The organism is Mannheimia bovis, assembly GCF_014541205.1.
GTDB lineage: Bacteria > Pseudomonadota > Gammaproteobacteria > Enterobacterales > Pasteurellaceae > Mannheimia > Mannheimia bovis.
In genome coordinates this window covers 2,109,644-2,129,638 of record NZ_CP061280.1, presented here as the reverse complement: position 1 = coordinate 2,129,638, position 19,995 = coordinate 2,109,644, and the positions used below count along the sequence as shown (strand labels likewise).

Here is a 19,995-nt window from a genome sequence, read left to right as displayed (position 1 = left end):
CCCTAATTTTGCAAAAGAAAAGATGATATAGGTTAATATACCATAGCTTGAATAGCTTCTCTAATTATTTGCAATTTAAAGAAAAAGAGCCATCTTTCGATAGCTCTTAATGTCTTTAGCCTTTATAACCATTTGGATTATTTTTTTGCCAATTCCAAGTGTCTTTCATCATTTGCTCTAAGCCTCGCTCGGTTTTCCAGCCTAGTTGTTTGAGGGCTTTTTGTGGAGCAGAGTAGCAAACGGCAATATCGCCAGGGCGACGATCGGTAATTTTATATGGAATGGTAATACCATTTGCATTTTCAAATGCTTTTACCATATCTAACACGGAATAACCTGTTCCTGTGCCTAAGTTGTAAATATGGAAGCCTGCATCGTCTTGGTGCTTTTCTAACGCTTTTAGGTGTCCGAGAGCTAAATCCACAACGTGAATATAATCACGCACGCCTGTTCCATCGTGGGTAGAGTAGTCGCCACCAAAAACAGATAATTGTGGTAATTTACCCACTGCAACTTGGCTGATAAACGGCATTAAGTTGTTTGGAATGCCGTTTGGATCTTCGCCAATTAAGCCACTTTCGTGAGCTCCTACTGGGTTAAAGTAACGTAATACCACAGCACTTAATTGTGGGAAGGCTTTTACAGTATCTTCAAGAATGCGTTCTACCATATATTTTGATGTGCCGTAAGGGTTAGTTGTGCCACCTACAGGGCAAGATTCCACAATTGGAATAATTTGTGGATCGCCATATACGGTTGCAGACGAGCTAAATACAATTGTATTCACGTTTGCTTTTAGCATTTCTTCTACCAAAACAATCGAACCGGTTACGTTATTTTGATAGTAATGTAGTGGCTCTCTTACGCTTTCGCCAACGGCTTTTAAACCTGCAAAGTGGATGACCGATTCAATCTTATTTTCAGCAAAAATCTTGCGTAACATATCACGGTCTAAAATATCGCCTTGATAGAATTTTACACTTTTGCCCGTGATCTGTTTTACTCGCTCAAGTGAAACTTCAGAGGAATTAGAAAGGTTGTCTAAAATAACGATTTCTTTATTTTCGTTTAAAAGTTCAACAACGGTATGCGAGCCAATATATCCTGCACCGCCTGTTACTAAAATTGCCATTTTGTGTTCCTTTTGCAAAATTTACGAAGAAAATAACCACTTGTATTTTACCCGTTTTTTCCTTGTTTTACGAATATTAATGCGTTGTGAGGTCAATAAAATCTTGTTCGGTTAAAATCTGAATACCTAGCTCTTGGGCTTTAGCCAGTTTTGATCCTGCTTTTTCGCCTGCGATGAGGTAATCGGTTTTGCCGGAAATAGAACCCGAAACTTTGCAACCTAAACTTTGTAATAGAGCTTTGGCTTCATCACGAGTAAGCTGAGTAAGTGTGCCGGTTAAAACGACGTTTTTATCTTTTAGCGGATTATCGGCAATTTCTGTTTTCACCACATCTTCCCAATGTACGCCTTGAGCAATTAGATCTTCCACCACTGCAACGTTATGCGGTTCTTGCCAGAAACTCACAATGCGGTTTGCTACCACTTCGCCCACATCTTGCACCTCTTTGAGTTGCTCAAAATTGGCTTGGCGGATTGCTTCTAGGCTGCCAAAGTAATTTGCTAAGTTGAGAGCGGTTGCCTCGCCAACTTCCCGAATACCTAATGAGAATAAAAAGCGAGGAAGAGTAGTATTTTTCGCTTTTTCGATACTATTTAGGGCATTTTGAGCGGATTTTTCGCCCATTCGTTCTAATCGCATTAAGGTTGTATGATCGAGCTTGAATAGATCGGCTGGAGTTTTAATTAACTCACGAGCCATTAATTGCTCAATCAGTTTTTCGCCTACGCCGTCAATGTCCATCGCTTTGCGAGAAACAAAATGTTTCAATGCCTCTTTACGCTGAGCCCCACAGAATAAGCCACCCGTACAACGTGCGACAGCCTCGCCTTCTACCCGAACAACCGCAGAGTTACAGATAGGGCAAGCGGTCGGAAATTCAATTTTTTTTGCATTTTCAGGACGACGTTCAGCAACTACACCTGTAATTTGTGGAATTACATCACCTGCTCGGCGAATAATCACAGTATCACCAATCACAATACCTAAACGCTCAATTTCATCGCCATTATGTAAGGTGGCATTACTTACCGTTACACCCGCTACAAAAACAGGCTCTAATTTCGCTACAGGCGTGATTGCCCCTGTTCTCCCTACTTGGAAATCTACTTCTTTCAAAATGGTCATTTCTTCTTGTGCAGGGAATTTGTAAGCAATCGCCCAGCGAGGAGAACGGGAGATAAAACCAAGTTGCTCTTGTAAGGCGACATCATTGACTTTCAATACCGTGCCATCAATATCATAGCCTAGCGTTGGGCGTTTAGCTTGGATTTCGGCATAATACGCCAAGAGTTCTGTTTTGCCTTGAGCTAAGCGGATTTCATTATTTACAGGAATGCCAAGCGATTTCAGCCATTGTAAACGTTCAAACTGAGTATTTGGCAATTCGTCATCACTTTCATAAACGCCAATGCCGTAAGCATTCAGCACAAGTGGACGTTGGCGGGTAATTTTCGGATCTAACTGGCGTAACGACCCCGCCGCTGCATTACGGGGGTTGGCAAAGGTTTTCTCGCCTTTGGCTAAGGCTTTTTCATTTAACTCATTAAAGCCTGCCTGCGGCATAAAAACTTCGCCACGAATTTCTAAACGAGCCGGCGGATTGAGTGTGTTGAGTTTTAACGGAATATTACGAATGGTGCGGATATTGGCGGTAATATCTTCGCCTGTTGTGCCATCGCCTCGGGTAGCTGCACGGGTGAGCAAGCCATTTTCATACAAAATACTCACCGCTAAACCATCTAATTTTGGCTCGCAGCAAAATGCTAACTCATTTGGATTAACGGAAATATAGCTCTCCATTCGACGTAAAAAGCCGTCTAGATCGTCATCACCAAAAGCGTTATCTAACGAAAGCATTGGAATTTCGTGTGTAACTTGAGCAAAACCTGATAATGGTTTTGCACCTACCCGTTGCGTTGGCGAATCAGTAGTAATCAGTTCCGGGTGCTGCCATTCAATATTTTTCAGCTCATTCATTAAGCGGTCGTATTCCGCATCCGGTACGCTAGGATTATCTAAAACGTGATATTCATACTCGTATTGACGTAACGTTTGGCGAAGTTGTTCGATTTGCTCAACTAATGCAGATGTGGCATTTTCTTCAAATAAAGAGCCTTGACTAAATAAAGACATTGGTAAAATTCTCTACAAAAAAGACCGCTTGTAACAAGCGGTCGAAAAAACAATTATTTTTGCAATTAACGCATTACACGTTGCATATAACGCTGGCGAGATTCTTCGCTAAACGGTTGTTGAGCATCGTCATATAAATAACCGCCGAGTGATGATGTCAAATGTTCCGCATTGCTCAGTAATAATTTCATATTCACAATATCGTTGCCTTCAGTCGGTAACTGCATAAATAGTACTAATCCAGCGGTGGAGAAGTTAGCAATATTGTGTAAATCAAATGTACCCGGGTTCATTAAGTTTGCCGCACTGAAAATAATCGGGCTGAGCGAATCGTCAATGTGTTGGTGGCGGTGGAAAATTTGGTGTTCGCCAAAACGTAATCCAACTTCTTCTAAATAATGAACCACATAATCGCCACGGAACGGCTCATTTTGCGGTGCGTAAACATAAAGCGTTACAAATGGATTTTCTTCCTGTCCGGTTTGTACAACTTCGCTTTCTTCTACAGGTGCAACTTGTACTTCTTGTTCAGGAGCAACAGCAACATTAATGGCTGGGTTCGCAAAATCAGGTGTATTTTGAATATGTTGCTGATTAGAAATTTGCTGCCCATAAGTGCTAACAGGCTCCGCCATAGGTTGTTGGACAGGTTGTACAGTTTGGACTTCTGGCTGGCTTGGTAAGCTGATTTTGATATTTTGCAATGAGCTTTCCACTTCCTGTTGGATCTGCTGTGGATTTTCTTCCGGCACAGCCATAGCTTGATATTCATTAGCTTGCGGCTGCAATGAATCAGGAATGTTGTTATTTAGTTCACTACTTGGAGGAGGTACAACAACAGGTCTGCTTGAAAAAGTGTTTGAGAAAATGTTCGATTTTTCACGGCGGGCAGACCAAATACTAAAGCCGATTAAGACCGCAATCAATAATCCGGCTAGAATAAAGAAAATAATATGCAGTTCCATTGTGTCCTCTTTATTTTAAATAATCAGTAAAAAATACATTTTCATATTTGCGAAAATAGTGTGCGTAGCTTACCATATTTCTAACAAATTTTTGATAAAAAATAAGGAATGATTATGTCTTCTGCTTTTTCACAGCCACAAACTCAGATAGGGCTTGGTTTTCACTACTTTATTTATGGCTGGAAATTGTTGCTGCAACGCCAATTTTTACCCTTTGTGATTTTTCCGATTTTGATTAATACCCTGTTAATGGTTGGGCTGATATGGGCGTTTTTTGCCAACATTGGCGGGTTGTTGGCATTAATGTTACCAACTTGGTTGGAATGGCTTAGCTTTATTCTCATTCCGCTGATTTTTTTGATGATTTTAGTTGGCTTTTATTTTGCCTTTACCACATTAGCAAACTTTGTAGCTGCTCCTTTTAATGCTTTGCTGGCTGAAAAAGTTGAACTACAACTCACGGGCGAGCCATTGGGTGATATGTCTTTCGGGGCAATGTTAAAAGATGTGCCAAGAATGCTAAAACGTGAGTGGCAAAAAATGATGTATAGCATTCCAAGATTAATTGCCCTTTTTGTACTTGGTTTTTTACCTGTGGTGGGGCAAACAATTGTGCCTATTCTTACCTTTATGTTTGGGGCGTGGTTAATTGCCATTCAGTATTGCGACTATCCGTTTGATAACCATAAAATCAGCTTTCAGCGTATGCGAAATGCACTTACACAATACCGCACGCTTAATTTTACCTTTGGTGCGTTAGTGAGCTTATTTACGATGCTCCCATTTGTGAATTTGGTAGTGATGCCTGTGGCAGTCTGTGGGGCAACGGCGTTATGGGTAAATGAATATCGCCATTTCTTCTTAAATAATCAAACAGGCGAGTTCAGCAAAGCAGACTATACCTTTAAACGTTCAGGAACCGCAGTAACTACAGAAATGCGTTCAGGAGACGTAAGTACAGAAGTAAGAAAAGGCGATATCAAATCTAAGTAAAATTTCCTTTACTAAATTTTGCTTTTTTTGTTTTTATACTCTATTATTTGGAATGTATTTTTTATATTGGAGACATATATGCAAGATTCATCATTTTCAACAAAATTAAAGCAAGAACTTTTCGGTGGTTGGACTAAATTTGAAGCAGGGTGGCTGCTGACTTTCCTTGCGATACAAATCGCCATTTTTATTTACCAACCGGATAGCTGGATTGCCACCATCGCGGCAATTACGGGTATTTTATGCGTCGTTTTTGTAGGTAAGGGCAAAATCAGTAACTACTTTTTCGGTTTAATTTCCGTTTCGCTTTATGCTTATATTTCATACACTTTCCAGCTTTATGGCGAGATGATGTTAAATTTACTCGTTTATGTGCCGGTGCAATTTATCGGTTTCTATTTTTGGCGTAAAAATATGACAAGCCAAAATACGGTAAATAATGCAGGGGTAGAAGAAGTGATTGCAAAAGCCTTAACCGCTAAGCAGTGGGGGATTGTGATTATCTCGGCAATTATCGGTACATTCCTTTATGTTGAATTACTGAAATATTTAGATAGTGCTTTACCGTTACTTGATGGAGCAACAGTGGTTATTTCAATTGTGGCTCAAATCCTAATGGTGCTACGTTACCGTGAACAATGGGCGTTGTGGATTATCGTTAATATTATGACGATTTCACTTTGGACGGCAATGTACTTCCAAAACGGCGAAACCAGCTTACCGTTATTAGTGATGTATGTGATGTATCTTTGTAACTCTATTTATGGTTATTACAACTGGATTAAACTTCACAGAAATCATCAGAATGAAGTGGCTTAATTGCCAGATAATGCTATCGGTAATAATTTAGCTATAAAAAAAGAGTTGGTATTCCTGCCAACTCTTTTTATTGCATCTTTTATTCAAGAGAGAATTTAATTGGTACGGTAACTGAAGGTGGGAAACCTGCCGGTGGCGGTGGCATACTCACTGCCTGTGCACTTTTTACCGCTGCATTATCCAAATTACTGTTACCCGATGAATTTACTACAGAAACATTTGAAATTGCACCAGATGAGGTAATGGTAAATTTAATGGTTACCGTGCCTGTTTTACGCATCATCTTTTCACGCTGAGGGTATGAATTATTTGCCTTGCGTTGTAACGCACGCTGTAATGCGGTTTTATAGGCTGAAAGTTCGCTTGCATTGCCCCCTGTTACGTTACTCCCTGTCGTAGAGGTTGAATTCAATGAGCCACCTTTTTGTCCGCCTGCAACGCCAGCAACCATTTTTTCGCCTTGTATAGCATTTGGAATAGCTTTTGCAACAATGCCTTGTTTTACCTCTGGACCACGCTCTAACGCTTTAATTGGTTTTTGCTGAGGCTTTTCTTTCTCTTTGCGTTTCTCTTCTTTTGGTTTTTCTTTTTTCTCTTTTGGACGTTCTTTACGCTTTTCTTCCTTTGGCTTTTCCTTTTTCGGCTCTTCTTTTTTCGGTTTTAGGACTGGCTCTGGAATAGCTTCAGGCTCAGGTACTGGTTCGGGTTCCGGTTCAGGCTGTGGATCAACTTTTTCCGGTTCAATTTCTTTTACTTCTTCAATAGGATCAGGCGAAACTGCTACCTGTGGTTGCTCTAATAAAGCAGCAACCATTTCCATTGAAAGAGAATTTTGTTCTGCCGATTTTTCGATTTTTTGCTCATTAAGTAAAGCAAAGCTACCACCAATCAATGCACCGTGAATGGCTAGTGATGCAATTAATCCAATTCGAGAATGGTGTTTTTTCATCTCATTTATCCTATTAAGGCGTTATTGGTGCTTGATTGGGTGTGTCTGGTGTATTAGTAGCTGGTGCAGCAGTTTCTTTTTTCGTAATAATTGCCACATTTTTGATCTCATTTGCAGATAACACATCGGTTAATTCCACAAATTTTTCAAAAGCAACTGCACCATCAACTTTAAGCGATACTTTTTGGCTTTTATCCCAAGTTGAAACTTCTGCCACAAGCTGCTCTTTTGTGATAGGTTTGTCATTAAAGAAAAATTCATTGTTTTCAGTAATAGTCAAAAGTTTCGCAAGTTCATCTGCTTGCATCGGCTGTGTTGTTGTCGCTTTTGGCACATTCACTTGAATTTTACCTTGTGAGATAAAAGAAGCAGTAACCAGCACGATAGCCAACAATACCAACATAATATCAATAAATGGAATGATGTTGATTTCATCAAATTTTTTCATCTTTATGCCTTCTTGATTTGCAAAAAATAGAGGAAATTAGACCGCTTGGTGATTTTTAGCTTGTAGAGCTAACCATTTCAATTTATTTTCTTCTACTTTACGACCAAAACCGTTATAGAAAACCATTGCAATAATCGCTACTAAAATACCTGCTGCAGTTGCTTTTAATGCTAAAGAAAGGTTTACCATAATAGCCGCAGCGTCAATGTCGCCACCTGATTGCCCTAAATTGTAAAAGGTTAAAAGAATACCGATAACTGTACCTAACAAACCGATATAAGGGGCATTTGAGCCAATAGTAGAAATGGTGGTTAGGTTGTGGGTTAAGTCGATTTCTAATTCTTCTAAGGTGCTATATTTAGAAATATCCACTTTTGAATAGAACATAATACGTTCAATTGCTTTCCAGACACAAATAACGCTTAATAAGCCTAATAAGCCTAAAATAACAAAGTCTGTATAACGTTCTAAAAAATGAAAAAGTTGATTCATATAAAACCTCAAAGAAAAAATGGATAAATCTTGCATTTGAAAATAGTTCGCAATTATATAAGACTAACATCAATTTTTCAACTTGAAATAATCGCCGATACCTTCGCTATTTTATGATATAGTTTCGCCTATTTATTTGAGGAATAAATCAATTATGGAAGTCACTTTTAAAGAAATTACCCCCCAGCAAGCGTGGGAATTAATGGAAAACGAAGGAGCAGTGCTTGCCGATATTCGTGATGCTCGCCGTTATGTTTATAGCCACCCACAAGATGCGTTTCATTTAACTAACCAAAGTTACGGTAAGTTTTTAGATGAAGTAGATTATGATGAGCCTGTTGTCATCATTTGTTATCACGGGGTGAGTAGCCAAAGTACGGCTCAATTTTTGATTGAACAAGGATTTGAAAACGTTTACAGCGTAAAAGGTGGTTTTGAAGCGTGGGAAAGAAATGGGCTACCTATTGAAACTTCTTATTAATGCTACAATATAAAAGGTAATTTTTTAGCTCAAGAAGGTTTTTTATGGACTATTTGGTAAATGTAAACGAACAAAATTTTAGTGAAGTGTGGAGTGCTGCAGGGCAAATGCCAACAGTGTTCCATTTTATTTCTCCTCGTGAGGTTGCCTCGCTAGAAATGGATGCTTTACTCCGCCGTATTGCAGATGAAAATCCACAACAATTTTTGTTGGCAACCATTAACTGCGATGAACAGCAGGCATTAGCGGCACAGTTTCGCATTCAACAAATTCCAACTCTTTACCTCTTCTCAAACGGTCAGCCGATTGATGCTATTCAAGGTGCGGTAAGTGAGCAAGAATTGCGAATTCGGCTTGCTAACATATTACCGAAAGAGGAAGAACTTAAATTTAACCAAGCCTTAGAATTTCTACAAGATCAACGCTACGATGAAGCATTGCCTCTACTAAAAGCAGCTTGGGAAATGACGGACAAGAAAAACAGCGACTTTGCTTTGCTCTATGCTGAAACGTATATTGCAATGAAAAATGTTGAGCCGGCTCGTGAAATCTTAAGAGCTATTCCAATTCAAGACAGAGACAGCCGCTGGCACGGTTTGCAGGCTCAAATTGAATTGTTAGAGCAGGCGAGTGAATCTCCTGAATTGCAACAGTTGCAAGCTGATTACGCTCAAAACAAAATTCCTGAAATTGCGATTAAACTTGCCAACCAATTACACCAAGCTCACAAGAATGACGAAGCATTAAGCCTATTGTTTGATTGGTTAAAATCAGACTTAAATATCGCAAATGGCGAGGTAAAAACACAATTTTTAGCGATATTGTCGGCACTTGGAACAGATCCTATTGTGCCAAAATTCAGAAGACAGCTTTATTCACTTTTATATTAATTTGCAAAATTTTTGTAAAAAATGACCGCTTACAATGATAAAAGCGGTAAAAATAAGGATTTATGATGACAACAAAACACGTAAAACTATTAATTTTAGGTTCAGGTCCTGCAGGCTATACCGCAGCGGTTTATGCCGCTCGTGCTAACTTAAACCCTGTATTAGTTACCGGTATGCAACAAGGCGGACAATTAACCACCACCGATGAAATTGAAAACTGGCCTGGCGAATTTGAGCAAATTACCGGTACAGAATTGATGAACAAAATGCTCAAACACGCCGAAAAATTTGAAACCGAAATTGTGTTTGACCATATTCATAGTGTCGATCTCTCTAAACGCCCTTTCACGCTAAAAGGTGATTTAAACACCTTTACTTGTGATGCATTAATTATTGCCACAGGGGCTTCAGCCAAATATTTAGGCTTACCGTCTGAAGAACAATTTAAAGGCAGAGGCGTATCTGCTTGTGCAACTTGCGACGGCTTTTTCTATCGTAATAAACCTGTCGCCGTTGTGGGTGGCGGTAATACTGCGGTTGAAGAGGCGTTATATTTAGCGAACTTAGCGAGCGAAGTGCATTTGGTTCACCGCCGTGACAGTTTCCGTGCTGAGAAAATTTTACTGGGTCGTTTACAAAAACGTATCGAAGAAGGCAAAATTATTTTACATACCGATCGCACTGTAGAAGAAGTGTTAGGCGATAATATGGGCGTAACCGGTTTACGTTTAAAATCGACCAAAGAAGAACTGACTGAAGAAATCAAAGTAGACGGTTTCTTTGTGGCGATTGGGCACGCACCGAATACTGCGATGTTTGATGGACAATTAGAACTGGAAAATGGTTACATTAAAGTAAAATCGGGCTTAGAAGGCAATGCCACTGCTACTTCGGTAGAAGGGGTATTTGCGGCAGGTGATGTAATGGATCACAACTATCGCCAAGCGATTACCTCTGCAGGCACAGGTTGTATGGCAGCCCTTGATGCGGAACGTTTTTTAGATGCTCAAGAAGCATAAGGACATTTTATGAACTTCACCGTTATTATCCCTGCTCGCTATGCTTCAAGCCGTTTGCCTCGTAAACCGTTATTGGATATTGCAGGTAAACCGATGATTCAACACGTTTGGGAAAAAGCCCAACAAGCGGGTGCAACACGTGTGATTATTGCCACCGATCACCCAGAAATTGAAGCGACCGCAAAAACCTTTGGGGCGGAAGTATGTATGACTTCGGACAAACACAATTCAGGCACAGAACGCTTGGCGGAAGTAATCGAAAAAATGCAAATTGCGGATAGCGAAATCATCGTTAATATTCAAGGCGATGAGCCGTTAATTCCGCCAGTGATTGTGGAACAGGTCGCTCGCAATTTAGATACTTATCAAATCAATATGGCAACACTTGGCGTGAAGTTAGAAACTCGAGAAGAATTATTTAACCCAAATGCAGTGAAAGCGGTGGCAGATAAAAACGGTATGGCATTATATTTCTCTCGTGCCTCAATTCCGTTTGCCAGAGACAGTTTCCCGGATTGCGATGATAATTTTGTTGCCTCACAAGGTTACTTACGCCATATCGGCATTTATGCTTACCGTGCCGGCTTTGTGAAACAGTATGTGGCTTGGCAGCCAACGGCATTGGAGCAGCTGGAGTCGCTTGAGCAACTCCGAGCCTTATGGTATGGTGAAAAAATTCATATCGACCTGGCAAAAGAAGCCCCGCAAGTTGGAGTAGATACGCCGGAAGATTTGGAGAGAGTGCGAGCAATTTTAGCTCGTTAAGATAACAAGCGGTTAAATTTTATGCTTGTTTTGTAAAATGTTGAAAAATAGGGCTGGATTTATATCAGCCCTATTTTTTATAAAGATTTCCCGGATTCAGGCAGCAATTCAGGAATGCCGTTTTTAATTGGATAAGCAATATTGAGCTTGCGATTGATTAATTGATTGTTCTCTTTATCCCACTCTAATTTTTCATTAGAGACAGGGCAGACAAGGTTATTAAGTACTTTTTCGTTCATTTTATTTTCCTAGCTTTTGTAAAATTGGAGTTAATAAACAAGCGGTTGATTTTTCTGAAAATTTTGCAGAAACCGGCACATACCACCAATTTTCTTGGGCGAATGCTTGGCATTTTACTGCGTCTTTTTCCGTCATCAATAATGGTGTTTGGTTATTGGCTAATTCAGTAAGTTGGGTTTTATCAAAGGCTTGATGATCGGCAAATCCCTGTGTTTTGGCAAGTGTAATGCCTAAGTTTTCCAGCATTGTGAAAAAGCGTGGCGGATGCCCTATCCCTGCAATTGCCACACAAGGTTGCGTAAATTCACTTAACGGCTTATGTTCATTGGTGAGAAGATTAATCGCCTCAGAAGGTTCAAGCATCATTAAATGTTCATTCGGCTCGGCATTTCCACCGTTGCAAATAATAGCATCTACCGAATTTAAACGGCTCGGCAGCTCACGTAATCCTCCTGCAGGTAATACAAAACCGTTACCAAAACGCCTAACGCCATCAATCACTACCCATTCCATATCACGCTGTAAGGCATAATGCTGTAAACCATCATCAGTAATAATGATGTCTAACTCAAACTGACTTAGCAATAATTCAATGCTTTGTTGGCGATTAGGAGAAATTGCCAAAGGCACATTCGTTCGTTGTACAATCAATACAGGCTCATCGCCCACCATTTCAGCAGAGCTTTCGAGTGTAACTAATTGCGGAAAGGTTTTAACCTTACCACCATACCCACGAGAAATTACCCCCACTTTTACACCACGTTGCTGAAGTTGTTCCACCAACCAAACTACCACAGGGGTTTTACCGTTACCGCCCACAGAAATATTTCCCACCACCAACACTGGCACAGGTGAGCGGTACGATTGCAAAATATTCAGAGAATATAACCGCTTGCGAATTTGGCTAATCAACCAAAACAGTAGCGAAAGTGGCGAAAGTAGCCAAGTAATAACGGATTTTGTTTGCCAGATTTTCATAATTCAAATAAGTGATTAAAAATAAAGCACATCATCAAAATGTGCTTTATTGAATTTTTATTCCACCTTCGGTTTGTCGCCGTTTTCCACACAACCTTTGCCGATAGTTACCTTTTTCGCATTTAAGGTTGGGAGATCGTACATTGTATCAAGCAATAAGTTCTCTACAATTGAACGTAAGCCACGAGCCCCTGTTTTGCGGGCAATAGCCTTGCTTGCAATGGCGATTAAGGCTTCTTTGGTGAAGTGCAATTCTACGCCTTCCATTTCGAATAAGGCTTGGTATTGCTTGATAATCGCATTTTTCGGCTCAGTTAAGATCTGAATCAAGGCTTCTTCATCCAACTCCTGTAATGGCGTAACGACCGGTAAACGACCGATTAATTCAGGGATTAAGCCGAATTTGACTAAATCTTCCGGCTCAACTTGTTTGAATAATTCTGTTAAATCTTGGCGATCTTTATCTTTTCTCAATGCCGCACCAAAGCCAATACCGCCCTGCGTATTTGTGCGAGATTCTACAATTTTATCTAAACCTGCAAACGCCCCACCACAAATAAATAGGATTTTGGAAGTATCCACCGGAATAGTTTCGCCTTTCGGGTGTTTACGACCACCTTGCGGATTGATATTAGCCACCGTACCTTCAAGCAGTTTTAATAAGGCTTGTTGCACGCCTTCACCCGAAACATCACGGGTAATAGAGGCACTTTCTGATTTACGGGTGATTTTGTCGATTTCATCAATAAAGACGATGCCACGTTCCGCTTGTTCTGCTTCAAAATCACATTTCATCAATAGTTTTTGAATGACGTTTTCAACGTCCTCACCTACGTATCCCGCTTGGGTAAGCGTTGTGGCATCGGCAACCGCAAACGGCACATTTAAACGGCGTGCAAGTGTTTCTGCCAGTAAAGTTTTACCGCTCCCTGTTGGTCCGATTAATAAGATATTACTTTTACCTAATTCCACGCCGTTTGTGGCATCAAAATTTGATAACGCACTTCTTAAACGTTTGTAGTGATTGTAAACTGCCACAGAAAGTACTTTTTTGGCGTGTTCTTGCCCGATGACATAATCATCTAAATGTTGATGTAACTCGTGCGGCGTTGGGACATTTGTGAAGAAACTCGCTTCATCTTCTTGGTTTTCATCAATTAGCGGCTCTTCTTCGCCGTGTAGCAGAGCGTAAGATTCTTCAATACATTCGTTACAAATATAGCCTTCAGTACCTTCTACTAATTGATCGACTTCGGTGCGTTTTTTACCGCAAAAACTGCAATGTGGTTCTTTTTCAAACGCCATTATGCCACCTCACTGCGAGAGGTTAAAACTTTGTCGATTAAGCCATATTCAGCCGCTTCTTTGGCAGACATAAAATTATCACGCTCGGTGTCCGCTGCTACTTTCTCAAAAGGCTGATCACTATGCTCAGCCATTCTGCGAGTAAGCATCTCTTTCAAACGTAAAATTTCTTCCGCTTGAATTTGAATATCGGTTGCTTGACCTCTCGCTCCACCCAAAGGTTGGTGGATCATAATGCGAGCGTGCGGCAGAGCAAAGCGTTTGCCTTTCGCTCCGGCAGATAATAAAAATGCTCCCATCGAAGCGGCTTGCCCGGTGCAAAGTGTTGCTACATCAGGCTTAATAAAATTCATTGTATCGTAAATTGCAAGCCCTGCCGTTACTACGCCGCCCGGTGAGTTAATGTATAAGTAAATGTCTTTTTCAGGATCTTCCGCTTCTAAAAAGAGCAATTGTGCCACAATCAAATTTGCCATTTGGTCTTCAACTTGACCATTTAAAAAAATAATACGCTCTTTTAATAAGCGTGAATAAATGTCGTAAGAACGTTCGCCTTTCGAGGTTTGTTCTACCACCATTGGGACTAATGCCATTATTATTTCCTCTATCGTAATACGAAAATCGGTCTATTCTAGCAAATTTTCAGAAAATCATTAACAACAAGCGGTCAGATTGTTAAAATCTTTTGCAAATTTATTGAGGATACTATGACATTAGCAGAGATTTACCAAAAATTTGAAGATTGCAAATCGTGGGAAGAAAGATACCGCTTGTTAATTCAATTTAGTCGCCAGCTACCGAAACAAACAGCAGACGAGCTTGCCGACTTACCTGAAATTGAAGGCTGCGAAAGTCGATTATGGTTTCAGTTCCAACTTGAACCAAGAAAAATACAGACCTACAGTGATGCCCGTTTAATGCAGGGGATTTTATTTATTGTGGTAACGGCACTTACTGAAAAATCAGCAGAAGAGCTTGAGCATTTTAATTTACGAGAAATGTTTGATGAGCTAAAAATTTCCCCAAATTTAACCAGCACAAGGTTGAATGGCATAAGTCAGTTACAGAAGTTGATTACCGTTTGATAGAAACAAAAAAGCCTCTGATTTCTCAGAGGCTTAAATTTAGTGGCGGAACGGACGGGACTCGAACCCGCGACCCCCTGCGTGACAGGCAGGTATTCTAACCAGCTGAACTACCGCTCCGTACTGGTAGTGCAAATAATAGTGCGTTCACGAAAATTGAGCAATCAAATTTTAAAAAATAATGTTTAATTGATTGTAAAATAACCACATAGAAAACCTACCTTTTGCTATTTTCGCTTTTGTACCTTTATAAATAGCAGTGGCGGACGATGTTGTAAATCTTTAAATTCATTATGCCATTCGGGCTGTTCGGCAAGCATTGGCTCTTCCACTTGCATAATTTCAAAATCTGCTTGGATTAAGCTATTTAGAATGGTTGCCGTCGTTCGGTGGTAGGTTTTAAACGGTTGTTGAAACCAGCTTCGATCTCGTTCACCCTCATCTCGATAATAATTTAGTCGATAAGCCACTTGCTGTTTTGCTTCGTTCTTTTCCCAGCGGTAGCCCTCTTTATAGCAAGTCACAATCGGGTGTTCTTGTGAAAAAATCAGCGTGCCGCAAGCGGTCATTTTTGCTGAAATGTTTGCAAGTAGCTCAGAAAAATCCTCAATATAGTGAAAAGCAAAAGAGCTGGTCACAATATCAAAATCTGTTTCCTTAATTTCATTTAGCCTTTCCATCGGTAAGCAGTAGAGCGAGAAATCTTTGCCTGTTTGATATTGTGCGGAAAGTTCCGTTTCAGCTTGCTGTAGCATTAATTCGGATAAATCCAACCCGACCACTTTTTCTGCCCCTAAGCTCAAATAATGGGCGAGATGAACCCCTGTACCGCAGCCTAAATCCAGCACTTTTTTGCTTTTGAGAGAGGGCAGAAGTGAAAACATTGTTGGCTTTTCAACCACCTCATTCATACTAATCGGATTTTGGCGGAGCTGTTGGTAGCGTTCAAAGAAAATTGGGGTGTCGTAAATGCTTTTTTTCATTTGTGTTTTAACCATTCATTTAATTCCGGCAAGGAGAGTAAACGGCGTTGGTAAGCAAGAGCTTGTTCACTGAAATAACGATGTAAGCCATAAGTTTCAATGCGTAATGCGATTGGTGCGAAAAACGCATCAACAGCGGTAAATTCATTACCGGCTAAAAAATTGCCAGAGAAACGGTTTAATCCTTCTTGCCACAGTTCATCAATGCGGGTTAATTCTGCCACTAATTCGGGTGGAGTTTGAGCTAATTCGAGCCGTTCAAGCGGTCGAAAATCACAAATTTCTCGCAAAACGGTAAAACCTGAGTGCATTTCAGCACAAGCACTGCGGCTCCACGCTCGAGCGATTTTATCTGAAGCCCACACTTGGGGGTAACTTTCGGCAACATACTCCACAATAGCCAAGCTGTCCCAAACAGTATGATTGTGATCAACCAGTACAGGAATTTTGGCGGTGGGGGAAAATTGTTGGAATTGTTGGCGTTGTTGATTTATATCTGCCAAATAGCGAACAATTTTTGTGTTAAATGGAATATCGAGCATTTTAAGCAAAAGCCATACTCTGAGTGACCAAGAGGATTTTGGAGGATTAATATAAAGTTCAAACATCGGTTTCCCCATTGTTGTAATGAAAAGAGCTGCAAGGAAAAGATAAAGCCCACATTGTGGGCTTAGATTTAATCGTTATATTGCGATAATTTGGATAATGTTTCAAATACTTTTCCGCTGGCAAGAGTGTTTTTAACCTCTGCGACATTTGCTTTAAGATCAGCTTTTCCAAACAGTTTCATTAACAATGCCACATTCACTGCCACCGCATCAATATGAGCAGGTTCACCTTTGCCTTGTAAGATAGCGGTAACTTTTTCGGCATTTTCTGCAGGCTCTCCGCCTTTGAGATCTTCAAGAGAATGGCGTGAAATGCCGAAATCTTCGGGGCTTAGTGTGTAATATTTAATCTGTCCGTTTTGGATTTCAGCCACTAAGGTTTCGCCGTGAATAGCGACTTCGTCTAAACCTGAACCGTGAACAACGATGGTGTGTTCACAACCGAGCGTTTTTACCGTTTCTGCATAAACTTTTACCAGTTCCGGTGAATAAACCCCAAGTAACTGGCGTTTGGCGTGTGCCGGATTGATAAGTGGTCCTAAAATATTAAAGAGGGTACGGGTTTTTAATGCTTGGCGAACCGGGGCTGCGTATTTAAAACCGCTGTGGTAAGTTGGTGCAAATAAAAAGCAGATGTTGGTTTCATCTAAAGCAAGACGAGCAGTTTCAGGTGCAACGCCCACATTAATGCCTAAATGGCTTAATACATCGCTTGAGCCTGTTTTGCTGGAGACGCTGCGGTTGCCGTGTTTAGCAATTTTGTAGCCCATTGTTGCCGCCACCAATGCGGAGGTGGTGGAGATATTGATGGTGTGATGTCCATCACCCCCTGTACCGACAATATCGGCAAACGGATAATCAGGTGTTGGGAACGGATTGGCATTTTTAAGAGCAGCAGTAGCCGCCCCGGCAATTTCTTCTACCGTTTCGCCTCGTAGTTTTAAAGCAATCAATGCAGCTGCTAATTGCTCGTTTGACAGATTGCCTTTTACCACTTCGCTAAAAAAGGCGTGCGATTCTGCTTGGGTTAAGGCTTGGTTGGCGAATAATTTATCGAGTAAGTTTTGCATAATATTTTCCTTATTTGACCGCTTGAAGTATCACGGATTAGCGGTGCACCTGATATTCCAAATCGGTGGCTTCATTGCCGGTCATTCCACGGAATCCCCAGCAATGTTCAGGCTGCTCTTTAATGGTGATTTCCACATCTATCGGCATAATTCCAACTTTAGACTGTAGAGTACTGAACAAACCTTTAATCAGTCGTTTTTTAATCTGCTCGCTACGTCCTGACATCAGGTTAATTTCAATCACAATAAAATTGGCACTGCGGTTAATCGGTGGGTAAAAATCTTCCGCCTCTAACAGTTCAAATCGTAAAGCGTGGCGTTGTTTTGGCACACCAAGGCTCATTTCCATACAGTCAAAAATTGCTTCGGCAATTTTCGCTCGGCGGTCAGCCAAGGTCTGTTTTAAACCATATACGCTAATCATTTTCTGTCCTCTAATAACCATTGTACCGATTGTTTGAGTAACTTCGTGCCTTCCACTGTTAAAATCGATTCGGGGTGGAATTGGAAGCCGCAAATCGGCAGAGTTTTGTGGCGAATTGCCATTACAATATGCTCATATTTGGCATTGACGATAAATTCTTCAGGCAAATCATCCCCCATTAGGGAATGGTAACGAGCTACCGGCATTGGGTTATTAATGCCGGCAAACATCGCTTGGTTGTTGTGCTCAATACGAGACACTTTGCCGTGTAACACGGTGCCGGTATGCACCACTTTGCCACCAAAGGCTTCAATTAAGGCTTGGTGACCTAAACAAATCCCAATCATCGGTACTTTGTCTTTTAAATGGCGGATAATCTCTAATAAATTGCCTGCCTCAGCAGGGTTGCCCGGACCGGGGGAGAGTGCCACTAAGCAATCAGGTGTGCTTAACGCTTTAGCTAAAAAATCCTCAAGCGGGTAATCATTACGGAAAATAGTCACTTTATGCCCTAACTCGCGGAATTGATCCACCAAGTTGTAGGTAAAAGAGTCGAAGTTATCAATAAAAAGAATGTTTGCCATAATGTTTCCCTTAACCATTTGCCTGTGCATTAACTTGTGCAATCGCTTTTAACACCGCTCGTGCTTTGTGGCGGGTTTCATCGGCTTCTGTTTGCGGATCGGAATCTAAAACTTCGCCACAGCCTGCTTGCACATAAGCAATACCGTTTTGTACGAATGCCGAGCGGATCACAATACAGGTGTCTAAATTGCCGTCTGAAGTTAAATAACCTACCGCCCCACCGTAGCTGTGGCGTTTTTGCTGTTCAACTTGGTAAATTAACTGCATCGCTTTAATTTTGGGTGCACCGGTGAGTGTGCCCATATTCATACAGGCTTGATAAGCGTGCAGGGCATCTAAATCAAATCGAAGTGTGCCAATCACACGTGAAACAAGGTGCATAATTTGCGAATAGCGGTCAATTTGCATTAAATCGACCACTCGGCGAGTACCTGATTCACTCACACGAGCTACATCATTTCGAGCAAGATCGACCAACATTAAATGCTCGGCAAGCTCTTTTTGATCCAAGCGAAGTTCTAATTCTAAGCGAGAATCCAATTCCGGGTCGATATTGCCTTTTGCATCAAAACCACGAGGGCGTGAGCCGGCAATCGGATAAATCTCTAATTGGCGGTTATGCTCTGAATATTTCAATGCACTTTCAGGCGAAGCCCCAAACAGAGTGAAATTTTCTGCCTGCATAAAGAACATATACGGGCTAGGGTTGTTAATTTTCAGTTGACGATAACTTGCCAATGTATTCGGACAAGGCAAGCTGAAACGACGAGATGGCACAATTTGGAACACATCACCGATATTAATATGGTGCTTCAGCTTGCGGATAATCGCTTTAAATTCTTCATCTTCGATATTGGCAGTTGCTTCGTCTGTTGCTGCTTTAATTTCTAGTGAAAGCTCGATTTCAGAGAGATTTGCAAGTTTTTGGGAAAATTCGACCGCTTGTTGTTGAAGGTTAGCTTGCTCGCTTGGCTCAAAACAAAACGTATTTAGCACGGCTTTTTCTGTTTGATGATCGATAGTAACGAGCTGTTCTGCCAAATAGAAACTGTAATCAGGGCAACTTAAACCATCATCTTGCAGACTGATATTTTCCATTGGAATAAAATTCGCCACCAAATCGTAGCTAAATAAACCACCTAAATAGACAGGCGATGTTGAACTCGAAAATAATTGGCTTACGCTACGTAAACCATCAAACACGGTAGTGGTTTTGAGTTTACTGTCTTCATCTAAATGGTTACTGATGGTTGGAAATGTTGCTTGCAAGCGGTCATTTTCTGCCAACATTTTGCAAATTGGGGCTGGTGAAAGTTGGTTTAACGCTTTTTCAATCAATGGCAATACTGCCTTGCCGTTTTGGGTTAAGGCGTGAAATGTAACTTGTTGTTCTTCACAAAAAATATGCACAGCAGATTTTGCAAATAACAAACTCTTTAAACTGTTTTTGCTCTGAATTTCGGCTGAATCTAATAATAAAGTATGTAGGCGTTCGCCACATAACGCATAGTAAATATGGGTTGTATCTGAAAAGTAAGGAAGCTCTGTTTGAGTAATGGTTAAGTAAGACATTGCACATTCCTATAGAAATTTATTTTGCACTATTAAACTAGTACAAAAGGTATAAGTC

General features: G+C 40.7%; 23 protein-coding genes and 1 tRNA gene. 7 read left to right on the top strand and 17 right to left on the bottom strand.

Annotation, left to right across the window (positions count from 1 at the left end; genetic code table 11):
* Positions 1-115 precede the first annotated feature (115 nt).
* From galE to zipA, 3 genes are all read right to left on the bottom strand, one after another.
* A complete protein-coding gene (gene galE, locus ICJ55_RS10535; protein WP_188156761.1) occupies positions 116-1,132 on the bottom strand; it encodes a UDP-glucose 4-epimerase GalE in 1,017 nt (338 codons plus the stop codon).
* A gap of 76 nt (positions 1,133-1,208) precedes the next feature.
* Positions 1,209-3,266: an NAD-dependent DNA ligase LigA gene (gene ligA, locus ICJ55_RS10530; RefSeq protein ID WP_188156760.1), complete on the bottom strand. Its 2,058-nt coding sequence runs from the start codon at positions 3,264-3,266 to the stop codon at positions 1,209-1,211.
* Positions 3,267-3,331: 65 nt separating this feature from the next.
* Positions 3,332-4,231 carry a cell division protein ZipA gene (zipA, locus tag ICJ55_RS10525; protein ID WP_188156759.1) on the bottom strand — a complete coding sequence of 300 codons (900 nt, stop codon included), beginning with the start codon at positions 4,229-4,231 and terminating at the stop codon, positions 3,332-3,334.
* Positions 4,232-4,345: 114 nt separating this feature from the next.
* Here zipA and cysZ point away from each other — a divergent pair, with 114 nt between their 5' ends.
* Both cysZ and pnuC read left to right on the top strand, forming a co-directional pair.
* Entirely contained in the window at positions 4,346-5,224 is an 879-nt protein-coding gene (gene cysZ / locus ICJ55_RS10520; RefSeq protein ID WP_188156758.1) for a sulfate transporter CysZ, read from the top strand.
* A 78-nt stretch (positions 5,225-5,302) separates the two neighbouring features.
* Positions 5,303-6,043 (top strand): nicotinamide riboside transporter PnuC, encoded by a 741-nt coding sequence (gene pnuC, locus ICJ55_RS10515; RefSeq protein ID WP_188156757.1) that lies wholly within the window; start codon positions 5,303-5,305, stop codon positions 6,041-6,043.
* Positions 6,044-6,122: 79 nt separating this feature from the next.
* On the opposite strand, the gene ICJ55_RS10510 is transcribed toward pnuC, so the two are convergent.
* Genes ICJ55_RS10510 through exbB form a run of 3 tightly spaced genes read right to left on the bottom strand, consistent with a single transcriptional unit; the run spans position 6,123 to position 7,932 of the window.
* The gene (locus tag ICJ55_RS10510) at positions 6,123-6,992 is read right to left on the bottom strand and encodes a TonB family protein (RefSeq protein WP_188156756.1); all 870 of its coding nucleotides are present in this window, start codon (positions 6,990-6,992) and stop codon (positions 6,123-6,125) included.
* A gap of 13 nt (positions 6,993-7,005) precedes the next feature.
* Positions 7,006-7,440 (bottom strand): TonB system transport protein ExbD, encoded by a 435-nt coding sequence (exbD, locus tag ICJ55_RS10505; protein ID WP_188156755.1) that lies wholly within the window; start codon positions 7,438-7,440, stop codon positions 7,006-7,008.
* A gap of 36 nt (positions 7,441-7,476) precedes the next feature.
* Positions 7,477-7,932 (bottom strand): TonB-system energizer ExbB, encoded by a 456-nt coding sequence (gene exbB / locus ICJ55_RS10500; protein ID WP_188156754.1) that lies wholly within the window; start codon positions 7,930-7,932, stop codon positions 7,477-7,479.
* Positions 7,933-8,086: 154 nt separating this feature from the next.
* Here exbB and glpE point away from each other — a divergent pair, with 154 nt between their 5' ends.
* The 4 genes from glpE to kdsB all read left to right on the top strand — a co-directional run bounded on the left by glpE (position 8,087) and on the right by kdsB (position 11,087).
* Positions 8,087-8,413 (top strand): thiosulfate sulfurtransferase GlpE, encoded by a 327-nt coding sequence (gene glpE / locus ICJ55_RS10495; RefSeq protein ID WP_188156753.1) that lies wholly within the window; start codon positions 8,087-8,089, stop codon positions 8,411-8,413.
* Positions 8,414-8,457: 44 nt separating this feature from the next.
* A complete protein-coding gene (locus ICJ55_RS10490) occupies positions 8,458-9,303 on the top strand; it encodes a co-chaperone YbbN (protein ID WP_188156752.1) in 846 nt (281 codons plus the stop codon).
* A 65-nt stretch (positions 9,304-9,368) separates the two neighbouring features.
* The gene (trxB, locus tag ICJ55_RS10485; RefSeq protein ID WP_188157731.1) at positions 9,369-10,322 is read left to right on the top strand and encodes a thioredoxin-disulfide reductase; all 954 of its coding nucleotides are present in this window, start codon (positions 9,369-9,371) and stop codon (positions 10,320-10,322) included.
* 9 nt (positions 10,323-10,331) lie between these two features.
* A complete protein-coding gene (gene kdsB / locus ICJ55_RS10480; protein WP_188156751.1) occupies positions 10,332-11,087 on the top strand; it encodes a 3-deoxy-manno-octulosonate cytidylyltransferase in 756 nt (251 codons plus the stop codon).
* 77 nt (positions 11,088-11,164) lie between these two features.
* On the opposite strand, the gene ICJ55_RS10475 is transcribed toward kdsB, so the two are convergent.
* The 4 genes from ICJ55_RS10475 to clpP are packed head-to-tail and all read right to left on the bottom strand — an operon-like array spanning position 11,165 to position 14,203.
* The gene (locus ICJ55_RS10475) at positions 11,165-11,326 is read right to left on the bottom strand and encodes a Trm112 family protein (protein ID WP_188156750.1); all 162 of its coding nucleotides are present in this window, start codon (positions 11,324-11,326) and stop codon (positions 11,165-11,167) included.
* Between the two features lies 1 nt (position 11,327).
* Positions 11,328-12,305 (bottom strand): tetraacyldisaccharide 4'-kinase, encoded by a 978-nt coding sequence (gene lpxK, locus ICJ55_RS10470; RefSeq protein ID WP_188156749.1) that lies wholly within the window; start codon positions 12,303-12,305, stop codon positions 11,328-11,330.
* Between the two features lie 57 nt (positions 12,306-12,362).
* Complete coding sequence (gene clpX / locus ICJ55_RS10465) at positions 12,363-13,610, bottom strand: ATP-dependent protease ATP-binding subunit ClpX (RefSeq protein WP_188156748.1); 1,248 nt, start codon at positions 13,608-13,610, stop codon at positions 12,363-12,365.
* Positions 13,610-14,203, bottom strand: a complete 594-nt coding sequence (clpP, locus tag ICJ55_RS10460) for an ATP-dependent Clp endopeptidase proteolytic subunit ClpP (protein ID WP_188156747.1) — start codon at positions 14,201-14,203, stop codon at positions 13,610-13,612. Before clpP ends, clpX begins: the two co-directional genes overlap by 1 nt.
* Before the next feature lie 114 nt (positions 14,204-14,317).
* On the opposite strand from clpP, the gene ICJ55_RS10455 reads away from it, so the two are divergent.
* Complete coding sequence (locus ICJ55_RS10455; protein WP_188156746.1) at positions 14,318-14,695, top strand: SufE family protein; 378 nt, start codon at positions 14,318-14,320, stop codon at positions 14,693-14,695.
* A gap of 43 nt (positions 14,696-14,738) precedes the next feature.
* On the opposite strand, the gene ICJ55_RS10450 is transcribed toward ICJ55_RS10455, so the two are convergent.
* From ICJ55_RS10450 to trpE, 7 genes are all read right to left on the bottom strand, one after another.
* A tRNA-Asp gene (locus ICJ55_RS10450) sits at positions 14,739-14,815 on the bottom strand.
* A gap of 107 nt (positions 14,816-14,922) precedes the next feature.
* Positions 14,923-15,678, bottom strand: a complete 756-nt coding sequence (locus ICJ55_RS10445; RefSeq protein WP_188156745.1) for a class I SAM-dependent DNA methyltransferase — start codon at positions 15,676-15,678, stop codon at positions 14,923-14,925.
* Positions 15,675-16,286: a glutathione S-transferase gene (locus ICJ55_RS10440; protein ID WP_188156744.1), complete on the bottom strand. Its 612-nt coding sequence runs from the start codon at positions 16,284-16,286 to the stop codon at positions 15,675-15,677. Before ICJ55_RS10440 ends, ICJ55_RS10445 begins: the two co-directional genes overlap by 4 nt.
* 68 nt (positions 16,287-16,354) lie before the next feature.
* Entirely contained in the window at positions 16,355-17,356 is a 1,002-nt protein-coding gene (gene trpD / locus ICJ55_RS10435; RefSeq protein WP_188156743.1) for an anthranilate phosphoribosyltransferase, read from the bottom strand.
* Between the two features lie 37 nt (positions 17,357-17,393).
* Positions 17,394-17,780, bottom strand: a complete 387-nt coding sequence (locus ICJ55_RS10430) for a tautomerase family protein (protein ID WP_188156742.1) — start codon at positions 17,778-17,780, stop codon at positions 17,394-17,396.
* Positions 17,777-18,364, bottom strand: a complete 588-nt coding sequence (locus ICJ55_RS10425; protein ID WP_188156741.1) for an aminodeoxychorismate/anthranilate synthase component II — start codon at positions 18,362-18,364, stop codon at positions 17,777-17,779. Before ICJ55_RS10425 ends, ICJ55_RS10430 begins: the two co-directional genes overlap by 4 nt.
* A 10-nt stretch (positions 18,365-18,374) precedes the next feature.
* Positions 18,375-19,937 carry an anthranilate synthase component I gene (gene trpE / locus ICJ55_RS10420; protein WP_188156740.1) on the bottom strand — a complete coding sequence of 521 codons (1,563 nt, stop codon included), beginning with the start codon at positions 19,935-19,937 and terminating at the stop codon, positions 18,375-18,377.
* Positions 19,938-19,995 lie beyond the last annotated feature (58 nt).